Source organism: Streptomyces sp. NPDC037126 (genome assembly GCF_055605965.1).
The window spans coordinates 236,300-250,697 of sequence record NZ_JBVJTD010000012.1 but is presented as its reverse complement, the minus strand read 5'-3'; the positions used below and the strand labels follow the sequence as shown (position 1 = coordinate 250,697).

Here is a 14,398-nt window from a genome sequence, read left to right as displayed (position 1 = left end):
TGCGCTCCAGGACCCTCAGTCGCCGTCGATGACGTCAAGGGCCTGCTGCGGGTCCCAGTAGTTCTGGGCGCGGAAGATCTTCCCGTCCTTGAACTGGGTCTTGCCGGTGTAGGTCAGCGTGAAGGTCTTGCCGGTCGGCTCGCGGTCGAAGATGAAGCCCTGGTGGGTCACGGTGGTCTTCCAGGCGAGGTGGACGATGTCGTCCTCCCAGCGGACGACCTCGGCGCTGTAGTGCGGGGCGAGCTTGTCGCGCACCTCGACCAGGCCGGCCTTGATGCCCTCCAGGTCGGTCCCGTCGTTCTCCAGGGCCAGCGCGGTCTCATCGGTGAAGTGACGGAATTCCGAGTGGATGAATTCCTCCAGGAGTTCGTCCTTGTGACCGTTGAGCACCTCGTCGACATAGCGCTGCAGAACGACTTCCAGCTCTTCCTGGACCTGCGTCATGAGAAGGGTTCCCTTCGAACGGTTGTCTGCTCGAAAAACGCTATGGGCCCACTCGATCCGGCAGCACCCCTATCCGTCCCCTACCCCCGTAGCGGACCCCCCGCATCCCGACGGAACCACCCGTGAACTGGGACTTGACCGCTCCCACCGGATCACGGGCGTAAACCGGTAGGCGGTATTCCAGCCAAGTGCCGGTAAAACAGGTGCACGAAAAGCGGGCGACCCCGGGGTACGCAAAAGGCAGGTCGCCCACGCACGGGCGTTCCGTGCGTGGGCGACCTGCCCATGGGGGGTGGCGACGTCCCGGTGAACCGGCAGCCAGGACCGGGAAGGGCTCAGGCGGTGGCCTCCCGGGCGAGCGGACTGTCCGCCTCGGCCGCCCCCGCCTCCGCGCCCGTCACCGCGTCGGACGCGGCCACCAGGCGCGGCAGCAGCACCGCGGCCAGCACCGCGCCGAGCACCGCGACGCCGGCGCACACCGCCTCCGAGGCGGTGAAGGCATGCGCGAAGGCGGTCTTCGCGGCGTCCACGGTGTGCTGCGCGGACGCGTGCGGCAGCGTCTTCGCGGCCTGGAGCGCCTGGTCCAGGGAGTGCTTCGCCGGCGCGGGGCCGGACGGCGAGTAGGCCGCCGCGTAGCGCGCGGCCAGCACACTGCCGACGACCGCGACGCCGAGCGCCGCACCCATCTCCTGCACGGTGTCGTTCATGGAGGACAGCAGCCCGGACTGCTCCGCCGGTCCCGCGGTCATCAGCACGTCGTTGACGAGCGGCTGCGCGAGACCCATGCCCGCACCGACCAGGCACATCGCCACGACCATCGCGCCGTACCCGTCGTCCTTGGTGAGCAGGGCGAACACCCCGTACCCGGCGGCCAGGACGAGCAGCGCGACCACGACCGCGCCGCGCACACCGATCGCCTTGGACAGCACCGGCGCCAGCGGCGAGCAGATCATCAGGGCCGCCGCCATCGGCAGGATGGCAGCGCCCGCGAGCAGCGGCGAATAGCCGAGCACCAGCTGGAACTGCTGGGTGAGGACGAACAGGCTGCCGGTGAGCGCGAACATCAGCACGGCCATGGTGCCGCTGGAGCCGAGGAAGCGGCGGTTGCGCACGACGGCCAGATCGACCATCGGGTGCCGGGCGGTCCGCTGCCGCAGCAGGAACAGGCCCATGACCACGACACCGCCGACGAGGCCGGCCAGCACGCGGGGCGACGACCAGCCGTAGCGGGGCTGCTCGATCACGCCGTACACCAGGGCGGCGATGCCGACGACCGACAGGACGGTGCTGAGCGCGTCGAGGGGACGGGCCGCGGGGTCGGTGGACTCGGGTACGAGCGCGGTGGTGCCCAGCACGGCGAGGGCTACCACGATGACGTTGACGAGGTAGAGCGAGCCCCACCAGAAGTGTTCGAGCAGCGCGCCGCCGATCAGCGGCCCGGTCACGGCGCCCAGCGCGGTCACCGCGCCCCAGATGCCGATGGCCTTGGGACGTTCCTCCTCCGAGAAGACGTGCACGAGGATGGAGAGCGTGCCCGGCATGAACGCCGAGGCGCCGGCACCCATCACCGCGCGGGCGGCGATCAGTTCCCAGGAGTGCGTGGAGAAGGCCGCCGCCACCGAGGCGATGCCGAACAGCACGAGACCGGCGATGAGCAGCTTCTTGCGGCCGAACCGGTCGGAGAGGCTGCCGGTCATCATCAGCAGCCCGGCGAGCACGAGCGAGTAGGCGTCCACCATCCACTGCAGTTCGCTGGTGCCGGCGTCCAGTTCCCTGCCGAGCGTGGGCAGCGCCACGTTGAGAATGGTCGAGTCGATCGACACGACGAACACGGCGACGGCCAGCACGGCGAGAATCGCCCACCTGCGCGGGTGTCCGCGACTGGCTCCCTTGTTGTCCACCACAACTCCTCACGTGCGGCACGGGAGCGCCGCTCGACGACGGTCTGTCGTCACGACGGTATGAGCGGGCGGAACCCGGGACAACGCGTGTACGCGCCGATTAGGGGACCCCTATCCCCTGCGCCGCACCCCTCCTGGGGCTCCGCAACAGCCCGCGTCTCGTCCTACGGTGGCTGCGGGGAGGCCGCCGGTTCGCGGCCGAGGGGGAGGTAACGCGATGCCGTCACAACAGCGCGCCGAAAGACATGCGTTGACATCCGGTCAGGTGGAGCTGACCGACGATCCCAGCCTGTTCTTCACCGGCCTCCCGCGCCCGGCCGGGACCGGGGCGGCGGGCGGCGAACCCGACGTCGTCACCAGGACCTTCGTCTGCGATCCGCCCTTCTTCGGCGGCACCGACATCGGGCGGCTCGCGGTGTGCGGAGCAGTCAACTCACTGGCGGCACAGGGTGCCGAACCCCGCCGCCTGACCCTGGGGCTGACCGTGGAGGCCGGGCTGCCGCGCCACCGGCTGTCTCAACTCGCCCGGTCCGTACGGGAGGCGGCGGCAGAGGCCGGTGTCGCGGTGACCGGCGTCCACGGGCGGGTGGTGCGGGCCGGGGAGGCCGACCAGCTGTACGTCACCGCCACCGCCGTGGGCCCCGTCCGGCACCGCCCGCCCGGGCCGGCCGGCTGCGCGCCCGGCGACCGGGTCGTCGTGAGCGGCCCCCTGGGTGACCACGAGGCCCATCTGCTCTCCCTGCGCGCCGGGGCGGGCTACGAACATTACGTCTCCAGCGGGTGCGCCCCGCTCGCCGACGTGATCGACGCGGTCTTCTCGGCCGCCGACGGGCGCGTACGAGCGGTCCGCGAGCCCGCCGAGGGCGGGCTCACCGCCCTCCTGCACGAGGTGGCGGCGGCGGCGGGCGTGACGGTGGAGATCGGGGAGGGGGACCTGCCGGTACGGCGGGTCACCCGGCTCGCCCTGGACGAACTGGGGCTCACGCCCTGGTCGGCCGCCAGCCCGGGCACCGTCTGCCTCGTCGTGGCACCGGAGGCGGTGCCGGAGGTGATGACGGCGCTGTGCGCACACCCCCGTGGCCGCCGGGCGGCCGTGGTCGGCACCGTACGCCGGGAGTCCGAGACCCGCCTCCTGCTGCGCACCCCCGACGGCACCACGCGCCCCGTGCCGGCCACCACCACCCCGGCGGCGCGGGTGCTGTGACGCCCGGCACGAACGACCCTCGTACGGCATCACCACACCAGCGGTCCGGAGCTGTGACGCCCCGCACGGACGGGACCCGTACGGGACCGGCCGCCGGGGCCCAAAGGCCCTACGCGCGGGCGCCGGGGCCGTCCGCGCGCTCCCCGCGAGGGGCTCGGCAGCGCCGCAGGGACAGCGTCCCGGCGGCCGTCGCCAGCAGGGGCGGCACGGCCAGGCCCAGCAGGATGCCGAGGCGGGCCGCGCCGCTCTGGTGGACGGCGTGGCCGGCACCGGAGGAGACGTACCCGAAGGCGGCGAGCACGAGGCCGTAGCCGAAGGGGGCGAGCGCCAGACCGGCCGCCTCGCCGGTGGCGAACACCCCCGAGAGCACACCGCCGTTGCGGTCACCGATACGCCCGGCGGCCTCGGCGATGCGGTCGGGCAGGAGGCCGTACAGGAAGACGAGCTGTCCGGCGTGGCCGGTACCCGCGAGAACCATCGCGGCGACGACGACACCGGCCGGGGCCACGGGCGCGGCGAGGAACCCGAGGCAGCCGACGGCGAACACGGCGCCGGCGGCCGCGTAGGCCCGGTGCGTGCCCAGCCGGGCACCGAGCCGTACCCACAGCCGTGCGGTGAGCAGGTCCGGTACGACGAACCCGACCACCAGGGCGCTGGTCAGCGCCGCGTGCCCGAGCACCTGGCGCGCGGCGTACGGCACCCCGGCCAGCAGCACCCCGGTGGCCAGGGCCTGCGCGGCGGCGGCACCGAGGAGGGCGAGGAAGGACCGGTCGGCCCGTACGGCGGCGAGGGCCTGCCGGAAGGGGACGGCCGGGGCGTCATCACGTCCGGCGGTGGCCGCACGGGCGCAGGGGGCCCGGCGCGTGCCCAGTGCCACGCCCAGCGTCCCGAGCGCGATCACCACCGCGCCGAAGAGACCCGCCCAGCGGTAACCGGACGCCGGGCCGCCCGACGCCACCAGCGCGGGGCCGACGGCCCCCACCGCGAGCGCGGCCACCCCCAGCCCCGCCACCCGGCCCGCGGCCAGGCGGACCCGGTCGGCCGGGGCGGTGGTGAGGTCGGCGGGCAGGGCGGCGTACGGGACCTGGAAGCAGGCGAACGCGGTGGCCGTCAGCAGGAAGCCCGCCTCCGCGAGCCACGCCCCGCCCGTACCGCGCACCACCGGGGCGAACATCAGCACGCAGGCCACGGCCATCGCCGCCCCGCCGTACCGGATCAGGCGCCGTCGTGCCACCGCCCGGTCGGCGTACCTGCCCACCACCGGATTCAGCACCGCCGCCCACAGTTTGGGGACGAGCACCGCCGCCCCGGCGAGGGCGGCGGCCACGCCCAGCGTGTCGGTGAGGTACGGCAACAGCAGCAGACCGGGCAGCGTCGTGAACGTGCCCGAGACCAGCGACCCGGCCCCGTACCCGGCGGTGACCCGGGCGGGGACCCCGGCACGGCCGGCGGGGCGGGCCGCGGCGCCCGCGCGTGCGGTCGTACCGGCCTTGCGGTCCGGCGCTGCGGCAGTGGTCATCGTGGGCCCCTTCGTCGAGCGCGGACGCGTGCGGCGGGCCCACCGGCCGGACGGGGGGAGGACCGGCCGGGGGGCCACGCGACCACCCTCCGGGGCACTCCCTGAATTCCGCTAAAGGCGCGTCGGCGGCACACCGGCGTGGCCCCGCACCGGAGTTGCGGCCATGCAACTTGCTGTCACCGAGCCGCGCTGGCCACTGTCCGGATCGTTTCGCACGCTGAGAACCAGGCGTGTTGGAGGCGCAGGCGAGGGGGAAGCATGACGGAATCCATGACGGTGGGGCGCAGAGCGGACACCCGTGCCGACGTCCCGCCCGGCACGGCACCGTTCGGCACCACGCGCCACCTCATCCACTGCCCGATGTCCTGGGACAACTGCCTGGACTCCCCCGGTCTCGGCGAGGAACACTTCGTCCTCGCCGACCGCCTGCCGCGCGACCACCCGCTGTTCAACGACGGCCCGGTCCACTTCCACGACATCCAGGTCGTCACCGAGTCGGTCCGGGAGATCGGGGAGTTCGTCGGCCACCGCTACTTCGGTGTGCCCGCGGAACGCCCCGGCCTGTTCTACCGCTACGACCTCCGGCTCACCGACCTCGCGCCCTGGCGCACAGGTCCGGACGGCGGCTCCCGGCTCAGCACCCGGCTGCGCGCCGTACCCACGCATGTCGTCAACGGTGTGCCGCGCGGGGTGGAGTTCCACACCGAGGTGAGCATCGACGGCACGCCGTGCGCGGTCGGCTCCGCGGGACTCGTCTTCCTCGCGCCCGCCCTCTACCGCAACCAGCTCGCCCTCGCCCAGCCGACGCCGGCCGAAGCCGACCACGCGTACGCGGCGGACGCCGCCGACCGGGCGCCGGGCACCGCGAGGCGGGTACCGGCCGCCGAGGTGGGCCGCACCGCCGCCGAGAACGTCCTGGTGAGCAACCCCGAGCGGCTGCCCTCGGGCCGGCTGTCCACCTGGGTGCGCACGGACGGCGTCGCCACGGTGTTCGCGGGCCGGGAGGGGAGGCTGGCCGGACTGCACATGCTGGAGGCGCTGCGGCAGAGCGCGCTGCTCACGGCCGGCCGGCGGCACGGGCTGGCCACCGCGCGCTGCACCCTCGCCACCTCACGGATCCACTTCCGCGGCTCGGCCGAGGCCGGACCACCGCTGCGGTGCGTCGCCGTACCGGGCGAGGTCGAGCCCGATCCGGCGGGGCGGGCCCGGGTGCCGGTGACCATGACCCTGTCACAGGGGCGCAAGGCGGTCGCCGAGGCGACAGCCGTCGTGGTGCAGGATCTCTGAGGGCCGTCGCGATGAGGTTCCGGATCCTGGGCCCACTGGAGCTCACGGGCGACCCGGACCCGGCCTCCACGGGCTCCCACACCCCGGGCGCGCCCAAACTGCGCACCGTCCTCGGCACGCTGCTCACCCGGGCCGGCAGCGTGGTGTCCGTCGAGGCGCTGATCGACGAGCTGTGGCCGGACGGGCCGCCGCGCACCGCCGTGACCACGCTGCACGTGTACGTCTCGCAGATCCGCAAGGCCCTGAGCACCGCCAGCCCCCACCAGGGCCGGACGCTGCTGGTCACCCAGCGGCCGGGCTATCTGCTGCGCGCGGACGCCGGCGACGTCGACGCGACGGTGTTCGAGCAGCTCCGCGTCCTGGGCCGGCGGGCGCTGGCCGACGGGGACCTCGCCCGCGCGGCCGGCCTGCTGCGCCGGGCGGACGCCCTGTGGCGGGGCCCGTTGCTGTCCGGCACCCCGCACGGACCGCTCCTGCGCGCCACGGCGGCCCGGCTGTCCGAGGCGCGCCTGGAGGTCCTGGAACTGCGGGTGGACGCCGAGCTGCGGCTGGGCCATCACCGTGAGGTCCTGCCGGACCTGCGCGCCCTGACGGCCGAGCACCCGCTGCGGGAGGAGTTCCACGCCCAGCTGCTGACCGCCCTCGCCCGCACCGGCCGCCACGCCGAGGCGCTCCACGCGTACGCCCGGCTGCGCAACCTCCTGGCCGAGGAGCTGGGCACGGAACCCAGCGCCCGGCTCCGCGCCCTGCACCAGCGCCTCCTGACGGAGGACCAGGACGTCACGGGGCCCGCGACGGACCCGCACCGCGGACGGCCGGGCGGCGCAGGGGCCTTGTGGGACACGGTCCCTCCCGAGCCGGACGGTGTCGTGCCGGGGCCGGGTGCGGTCCTGTCCGGCGTGGCCACGACGAGTCCCGGGACCGGCGTCGCCGTACCCGGCCCGGGTGCCGCCGTGGCGCCGGCGGTCGTCGGGCTGCCCGCCTGGGACGGGGAGCTGTTCGGCCGGGACGAGGAACTCGACGCCGTGGAGCGCCTGGTCAGGACCGCCTCACCGGGTGCCTGGACGGCGGTCACCGGAGCCGTGGGCTCGGGCAAGACGGCCCTCGCGGCGGCCGTGGCACGCCGGGTGGCCGACGCCTTCCCCGACGGGATCCTCTTCCTGGACCTGCGCACCGCGTCCCGCCGCCCCCGTACGGCCCCCGAGGCCGCCCGCCGGCTGCTCCGGCTGGCCGCGTCCGGCACCCCGTCCCGCGGCGGCCCGGACGGGCCGTCCGCCGCCCTCCCGGGCGGCCCCGGCCCCTCCGACCCGGTCGCGGCCCTCCACGCCCTGACCAGCGCCCGGCGTCTGCTGCTCGTACTCGACGGCGCCGTCTCCGTCGCGCAGGTCCGCCCCCTGCTGCCCACCTCCCCCGGCAGCACCGCGCTGGTGACCGGGCGGCTCCCGGTGACCGGGGCGGCCGGTGTGCGCGCGGTGCCGCTCGGGCCGCTGGACCGGATGGCCGTACGACGGCTCCTCGCCCCGACCGCACCGGAAACCGCCGACCGCATGGGCGAGTTGTGCGGCCGCATGCCCCTGCCGCTGCGGGCCGCCGCCCTCGCGCTCTCGGCCCGCCCGCACTGGGACGGTGAGACCCAGCTCGAACGGCTGCGCGAGGAGTCCACCCGGCTCGACGTGCTCGGCGTCGGCGAACTCGACGTAAGGGCACGCCTGACGGAGGCGCACGACGACCTTCCGGAGGGCCTGCGCCGGACCCTGCGGCTGCTGGCCCTGCTGCCGCCGGGCGAGTTCGCGACGCCCACGGCCGCCGCCGTGCTCGGCCTGGACACGCATCCCGCCGCACTGCTCCTGGACGCCCTCGCCGACCACCACCTCCTGCTGCCCCGGGCCACGGACACCCACCTCCTGCCGGAGCCGGCCCGGCTGCTGGCCGCCGACCGGCTGCGCGCCCTGGAACCCGCGGACTCGGTGCGGGCGGCCACCGTGCGGATGTGCGAGGCGTACGCGACGGCCGCCGGGCGGCCGGGCGGCGCGCCGCGCACCGCGGCGGACACCCGGGCACTGGCCCGGGTGCTGCGCACGGCGCACACGACGGGCCTGTGGTCCGTGGTGCTCCGGCTCGCCGACGCCCTCACCACGCCCCTGGAACGCACCGCCGACTGGTCCACCTGGGACGACGTCCACGGCCTCGCCCTGGACGCGGCCCGGCGCGGCGGCGACCGGCGTGCGGAGGCCCGGCTGCTGTGCTCGCTGGGCGATCTGGCCTGGCAGCAGCGCGACGACGAACGCGCGGCGGAACGCTACGGGCGGGCGGCGGCGCTCGCGGCCGGCGCCGGTCTCGCGGACGAGCGGGCCCGCGCTCTGGCGGGCCTCGCGGAACTCCGCCTGGAACGGGGCGAGTCGGGTCCCGCCGCCGAACTGCTGTGTGCGGCGGCGGAGTCCGGCGGTGCGGTGGGCAGGTACGAGGTGCAGCGGGTCAGGGCCCTGGTGGCGCTGGAGACCACGGGCGGCGGGGCCGCGGCCGGACCGCTCACGGAGTGTGTGGCGCTCGCGGCCGCTCTGGGGGACCGCCGCCGCGAGGCCCACGCCCGCCGCGCGCTGCACGCCGTGCTCGGCCCGCCCCGGGCCTTCGAGGTGCGCCCAGGTGTGTGGCGGCTCCCGCCGCCCCGCCCCGTCCCGGTCTGATCCCCGCCTCCCGGTGCACCCGAGGCACCCGACGCCCACGGAAGAGCCGACGGCCGCACCCCGACCGGCCCCGAACGGACCGCCCGGCCTCCCCCCGGGCGACCGCGACTTCACGATCACGAGGATGAACATGCTGCTGTCCCACGGAGCACGGCCGGACGCCGCGCCCGGACACCGCCGGCCGCCCGCCGCCGCGCTGGTCGGGCGGGAGACGGAACTCCTCACGCTGGAGGAGCTGTTGCGCGACCCCGGGGTCCGGCTCGTCACGCTGACCGGCCCCGCCGGTGTCGGCAAGAGCAGGCTGGTGCAGGCCGCCGCCCGGGCGGCCGTGGGGGCACGCGGCGCACCTGTGCCCGGTGAGGACGTCACCACGGTGCTCGGCTGCGACCCGGCCGAGCCCGGCGCGGTGGCCGCCGCCGCGGCGCGCGCCACGGCGGTTCCCGGACGGGCGCTGCTTCTCCTGGACGGCTGCGACCACGAGGCCCGCCCGACGGCCGGGGACCTGGCCGCCCTGCTGGACGTCGGCCCCCGTCTCACCGTGCTCGCCACGGCCCTGGAACCCCTTGGCGTCTACGGCGAGCGGCTGGTCCCGGTGGCCCCCCTGCCCGTCCCGCCGCCGTACGACGAGTGCGGTGGCGTCGAGTGGCTGCGCACGGTGCCGTCGGTGGAGCTGTTCGCGCTGCGCGCGGCCGAGGCACGGCCGGGTTTCGCCGTGACCGAGGAGAACGCGGAGGCCGTCGCCGGCCTCTGCGCCCTGCTGGACGGCCTGCCCGTCGCACTGGAACTGGCCGCCGCCCGCACCCGCTGGTACGAGCCCGCCACCCTGCTCACCCGGCTGCGCGACCGCCCGGACCAGCTGTACGGCGGCCCGGCCGGTGCCCCGGAGCGGCACCGCTCGCTGACGGCCCTGGCCGAGCACGGCTGCCGGGGGCTGTCCGCCGGTGCGAGCGCCCTGCTGGACCGGCTGTGCGTCCACCGGCCGGGGTTCGGCGCGCAGGTCTTCGAGCGGGCGGACGAACCGGACGTCGACGCCCTGCTCGACCGGGGCGTCCTCGCGCTGGCCGACCGCCGTGGGGCCGAGCCGCGCTACGCGGTCCGCGAGCCGGTCCGCTCCCACCGGTGGGCCGCGCTGGAGGCGCGCGGTGAGCTGGCGGCGGCGCGGGACGAGCACGCCGACCGCTACGCCCGGCTGGTGACGGCCGCCGCGCCCCGGCTCGCGGGCACCGAGCAGGCGCACTGGCTCGCCGTGCTGGCCGCCGAGGCGCCCAACGTCCTCGCCGCGCTGGACCGGTTGCACGCGCGGGGCGATCTGGAACGGGCGGCCGCGCTGGCCGTCGCCTGCCGGGAACCGTGGGCGGCGCAGGGCCGGCTGCGGGAGGGCGTGGCCTGGTGCGACCGGCTGCTGGCTGCGGGGGTGCCGCAGGCGGCGGCGGTACGCCTGACCGACCTGGGCGGTGAACTGACCGCGGCGCTGGGCGATCCGGCGGAGGCGATGCGACGGCACCGCACGGCTCTCGTCGCGTGCAGGCGGCTGGGCGACCGCAGGCTCACCGCGCAGATCACCGCCCACCTGGGCGCGGCCCTGCTCGCCACGGGCGATGCCCGCGGCGCCCTGGCCTCGGTGGAGCCCGCGGCGGCGGCCCTGGAGTCCGTCGGCGCTCCGGGCGCGGCGGCCCGCGCGACCACCACCCTCGCCCTCGTCCACCACGCGCTGGGCCGCACCCAACGGGCGACCGACCTCCTCCACGGGGCCACGGCCACCCTCCGCCGCCTGGGCGACCTCCGCGGCCTGACCCTGGCCCTGCACGGCACGGCCGTGCTGAGCGCCCCCGCGCCGGAGGGTGCGGGCCCGGACACGTCCGGCGACTCCGGTGCGGACGCGGCGCTGCGGGAGGCGCTGGAGCTGTGCCGCGACACCGGTGACCTCCTCGCCCTGCCGCCGCTGGCCGAGGAGTTCGCGCTGCTGGTGCTGCGCCGCACGCCCGCGCAGCAGCCGAGGGTGGTCCGGTTGATCACGGGCGCGGGAGCGCTGCGGCGGCGCACCGGTGCGACGCCCCCGGCCCGGCACGCGGCGGCGCTGCACGAGGCTCTGGCCGGGCTGCGCTCACGGCTGGGCTGGACGTCCTACGAGGTCGCCCGCGCCGAGGGACTGGCACTCGGACCGGACAGGCTGGCCGGCGAGGCCCTGTCGGCGCCCGGCGCCCCGCCCGAGGAAGCCAGGGGCGGGTCGGCCGGCACGGGCGAACAGAAGCTGACACCGAGGCAGTTGCAGGTCGCCCTGCTCGTCTCCGAGGGACTGACCAACCGGCAGATCGCCGCCCGGCTGGGGCTGTCCGAGTGGACGGTGGTCAACCACGTCCGGCATGTGATGCGCCGCCTGGACTGCACCTCCCGCGTCCAGGTCGCCTGGGCCATCGGGAAGTGGACGTGAGCGCGGCCGGGCCACGGGTGCCCGTCGGCCCGGCGGCCCCGCCGGGGCCGCCGGGGCCGCCGGGGCCGCCGGACGAGGTCGTCCGGTCCTACCGGGCGCAGGGCTGGTGGCGGACGGACGAGACCTTCGCCACCGATCTGCGCCGGATCGCCGTCCGCCGGCCACAGGACGCCGCGCTCGTGCAGTATCGCGCCCTCGCTCCCCCCGGTCTGCGCACCACGGCACTGAGCTACGCGCAACTCGACTCGTACGTCGACCGGTTCGCGGGCGCACTGGCCGCGCTCGGGGTGCGGCCCGGGGATCCGGTCGCCTACCAGCTGCCGAGCCGCTGGGAGACGGCCGCCCTCTTCCTCGCCTGTGTCCGGCTGGGCGCGGTCGCGGTGCCGGTGCTGCCCGGCTTCGGCGCCCGCGGCCTCGGTCTGGTCCTCGCCGCTTCCGAGGCCCGGGTGTGTGTCGTGCCCGACGAGTGGGACGGCGTGCCGTACGCGGAGCTGCTCGACTCCCTCGCCCCCGGCCTGCCCTGGCTGCGCCACCGCGTGGTCCTCGGTACGTCGGGGACGACCGGGACACGGGGGACGGCCGGGCGGCCGGGAGCCGTCGACTTCGCGCGGCACTTCCTGCGCACCCCGCACGAGCGCGGACCGTACGGCCTCCCCGGGGGCCGCCCTGCGCCCCCCGGCCCGGCGGACCGCGTCTGTCTGCTGGTCGGCGTGCTGGGTCCCGGTGACTCCTGCGCCCTGGTCCTGCACTCGGCGAACACCCTGTACGCCGGCTGCCGGGCGCTGGACGGCCCCGCGGTGCCGGGCGGCCGGACGGACGGCGGCACGTACTACTCCGCGCTTCCGCTGACCTCGCTCGCCTCGATCCTGCACACGGTGTGCCTGCCGGTCTCGGTGGGCGGCACCGGTGTGCACCAGGACGTGTGGGACCCGGGGAACTGCCTGGACCTGCTGGCCGGGACCGGCGCGGAGCAGGCCTACGCGGCGCCGGCGCAGTGGGACGAGGTCCTCGCCGCGCAGCGGCGCGAGCCACGGCGGCTGCCCCGGCTGCGGCTGGTGCTGTCCGGTGGCCGCACCCGTACCCCACCGGACCTGCTGACCGCGCTGCCCGAGGCGCTGGGCGCGACGGTGCGGGGGGTGTGGGGCGCGCCGGAGCTGGGGCTGGGCATGGTCGCCCGCGGGGACACCCCGGCCGAGCGGGCCGGGGAGAGCGACGGCATGCCGGTGGCGGGGCTCGAGGTCTCCGCCCTGCCGGGCCGGGAGGCGGCGCTCCGGGTGCGCGGGCCGTCGGTGTGCCTGGGTGTGCGGCGGGACGGCGCGGCCGCGCCCGAGCCGGCGTGGGGCCCGAACGAGGGCTGGGTCGACGTCGGGGACCGGGCCCGCGCCGACGGGCTGGGCGGTGTCCGCGTCACCGAACGGGCGGAGGGCCGTACGGGGGCGTTCTTCCTGGTGCCGGTGGACCGGCTGGAGGCCGCGCTGCTCGCGCATCCGGGGGTGCGGGAGGCGGTCGTGGTCCCGTGGACCGACGCCGAGCCCGGCGAACGCCCTTGCGCAGTCGTCGTACCGGCCACCGAGGACGCGCCGCCGGCTCTGCCCGAACTCCGCGACCACCTGACCGCGCGGGGCGTTCCGGCGCCGGCCCTGCCGACCCGCCTGGAGCTGGTCGGCTCCCTTCCCCGGGACGACCGCGGGGAGGTCCGACGGGAGGGGCTGCGCACCTGGCTGGAGCGGCTGCGGCCCGGCCGGCCCCGCGGCAGCCTGTAAGGCCGTCAGGCGCAGCGGGCGGTGCCCAGGTGGGTCGCCCAGGAGGCGAGTTCCGCGTGCCAGGCGGGCGCCAGCGCGGCCGGGGTCAGCGAGCGGGTGGCCTCTTCGGCGAGTTCGCGGGTGAGGGACTCCGCGGACCGGCGGCCTTCCGCGTCGAACAGCACGTCGCGCAGGAGCTCGGCCTCGTCGTCGTATCCGGGGCCGCCGCTCAGGAAGCCGCGCAGCCGCCATGCCGCGTGCAGCCGCACGCCGTACTCCGCGTAGGCGTCCGCGAGTTCGGGGCGCCCGGCGAGCAGCGCGCCCAGCCGCAGCGGGTGGTGGACGGTGTACGCGCCGGCCGCGCACCCCGGTGAGCAGGCCAGCGCGAGACAGCCGGCCGGCCAGGGGTCGTCCTGGTACGCCGCGGCGGTCACGGCGGCCTCGTACGCCCCGAGCACCCGTTGCGTCCGCAGGTTCTCCCACTCCCGGCGGGCGGCCCCGGACAGGGTCGCGGCGAGCCGGTCCGCGTAGCCGAGCGCGAGGTCCCCGGCGAGCACGGCGCTGGTGTCGCCGAATCTGCGGGACTCCCCGCGCCAGCCGTTGCGCTCGTGCTCGGCGGCGTGACCGACGTGCAGCGTGGGCAGCCCCCGGCGCAGCGCCGCGCCCTCGCGGGTGTCGGCGCGGATGGCGAGGGAGGCGTCCAGGAACTCCAGGGAGGCGGCCGCGTCCACGGCGCCGGCGGCGTCGGGGTCGCCGCCCGCGGCGAGGTAGCCGGTGAGGAACAGCCCGGCGCGGATCCGGTCGCCCGCCGAGCGGACCACCGTGGCGACGTCGCTGACGAGCGAGGCGGCGCGGCGGCCCTCGGCGGCCCGGCGGCGGTGCTCCTCCGCGAGGAGCCCGCCGATCCGCTGGTCGACACGCTCCAGCACCCGGTCCCGTACGGCCGCACGGACCGCGTCCCGTCCGGCGGGCTGGTGCCTCGTCATGTCGGTTCCCCCTTCGGTGGCCTCTCCTCTCCTCAGCGTGCCCGCGGGGCCCCGTCGAGGGTCTTCCGCGGGGGAAGGTGGCGCGGAACGTACGTACAAGTGGCCGGGAGGAATGGCTGTTCCCTGCCGGGCAGCGGGCCACCTCCGCGCACCCTTGCCATCCGCCTGCCATGAACGCGTTCCGGGCGGCTGCCGGTATG

At 76.4% G+C, this 14,398-nt stretch carries 9 protein-coding genes; 5 read left to right on the top strand and 4 right to left on the bottom strand.

Annotation, left to right across the window (positions count from 1 at the left end; genetic code table 11):
• Nucleotides 1-15 precede the first annotated feature (15 nt).
• Together ACZ7FF_RS25915 and ACZ7FF_RS25910 are read right to left on the bottom strand one after the other, a co-directional pair.
• Nucleotides 16-444, bottom strand: a complete 429-nt coding sequence (locus tag ACZ7FF_RS25915; RefSeq protein WP_470814677.1) for an ester cyclase — start codon at nt 442-444, stop codon at nt 16-18.
• Between the two features lie 335 nt (nt 445-779).
• Nucleotides 780-2,345 carry an MFS transporter gene (locus tag ACZ7FF_RS25910; RefSeq protein ID WP_470814675.1) on the bottom strand — a complete coding sequence of 522 codons (1,566 nt, stop codon included), beginning with the start codon at nt 2,343-2,345 and terminating at the stop codon, nt 780-782.
• A 250-nt stretch (nt 2,346-2,595) separates the two neighbouring features.
• Here ACZ7FF_RS25910 and ACZ7FF_RS25905 point away from each other — a divergent pair, with 250 nt between their 5' ends.
• On the top strand, nt 2,596-3,549 hold the full coding sequence (locus tag ACZ7FF_RS25905) for a HypE family hydrogenase expression/formation protein (protein ID WP_470814674.1): 954 nt from the start codon (nt 2,596-2,598) through the stop codon (nt 3,547-3,549).
• Nucleotides 3,550-3,658: 109 nt separating this feature from the next.
• Here the strand turns inward: ACZ7FF_RS25905 and ACZ7FF_RS25900 are convergent, their stop codons facing one another.
• Complete coding sequence (locus ACZ7FF_RS25900) at nt 3,659-5,068, bottom strand: MFS transporter (RefSeq protein ID WP_470814672.1); 1,410 nt, start codon at nt 5,066-5,068, stop codon at nt 3,659-3,661.
• Between the two features lie 258 nt (nt 5,069-5,326).
• Here ACZ7FF_RS25900 and ACZ7FF_RS25895 point away from each other — a divergent pair, with 258 nt between their 5' ends.
• The 4 genes from ACZ7FF_RS25895 to ACZ7FF_RS25880 all read left to right on the top strand — a co-directional run bounded on the left by ACZ7FF_RS25895 (nt 5,327) and on the right by ACZ7FF_RS25880 (nt 13,233).
• Nucleotides 5,327-6,355 carry an AfsA-related hotdog domain-containing protein gene (locus ACZ7FF_RS25895; RefSeq protein WP_470814670.1) on the top strand — a complete coding sequence of 343 codons (1,029 nt, stop codon included), beginning with the start codon at nt 5,327-5,329 and terminating at the stop codon, nt 6,353-6,355.
• 11 nt (nt 6,356-6,366) lie between these two features.
• The gene (locus ACZ7FF_RS25890) at nt 6,367-9,039 is read left to right on the top strand and encodes an AfsR/SARP family transcriptional regulator (RefSeq protein WP_470814668.1); all 2,673 of its coding nucleotides are present in this window, start codon (nt 6,367-6,369) and stop codon (nt 9,037-9,039) included.
• A gap of 124 nt (nt 9,040-9,163) precedes the next feature.
• Nucleotides 9,164-11,470 carry an ATP-binding protein gene (locus ACZ7FF_RS25885; RefSeq protein WP_470814666.1) on the top strand — a complete coding sequence of 769 codons (2,307 nt, stop codon included), beginning with the start codon at nt 9,164-9,166 and terminating at the stop codon, nt 11,468-11,470.
• Complete coding sequence (locus ACZ7FF_RS25880) at nt 11,467-13,233, top strand: AMP-binding protein (RefSeq protein ID WP_470814664.1); 1,767 nt, start codon at nt 11,467-11,469, stop codon at nt 13,231-13,233. Before ACZ7FF_RS25885 ends, ACZ7FF_RS25880 begins: the two co-directional genes overlap by 4 nt.
• 5 nt (nt 13,234-13,238) lie before the next feature.
• Here ACZ7FF_RS25880 and ACZ7FF_RS25875 read toward each other — a convergent pair whose 3' ends face one another.
• Nucleotides 13,239-14,198 (bottom strand): polyprenyl synthetase family protein, encoded by a 960-nt coding sequence (locus ACZ7FF_RS25875; protein ID WP_470814662.1) that lies wholly within the window; start codon nt 14,196-14,198, stop codon nt 13,239-13,241.
• Between the last annotated feature and the right edge of the window lie 200 nt (nt 14,199-14,398).

Bases quoted from the DNA above. Each gene is read 5' to 3' on its own strand.
- ACZ7FF_RS25900 (WP_470814672.1), bottom strand. From the start codon at position 5,068: ATGACCACTGCCGCAGCGCCGGACCGCAAGGCCGGTACGACCGCACGC.
- ACZ7FF_RS25895 (WP_470814670.1), top strand. From the start codon at position 5,327: ATGACGGAATCCATGACGGTGGGGCGCAGAGCGGACACCCGTGCCGAC.
- ACZ7FF_RS25875 (WP_470814662.1), bottom strand. From the start codon at position 14,198: ATGACGAGGCACCAGCCCGCCGGACGGGACGCGGTCCGTGCGGCCGTA.
- ACZ7FF_RS25915 (WP_470814677.1), bottom strand. From the start codon at position 444: ATGACGCAGGTCCAGGAAGAGCTGGAAGTCGTTCTGCAGCGCTATGTC.
- ACZ7FF_RS25890 (WP_470814668.1), top strand. From the start codon at position 6,367: ATGAGGTTCCGGATCCTGGGCCCACTGGAGCTCACGGGCGACCCGGAC.
- ACZ7FF_RS25885 (WP_470814666.1), top strand. From the start codon at position 9,164: ATGAACATGCTGCTGTCCCACGGAGCACGGCCGGACGCCGCGCCCGGA.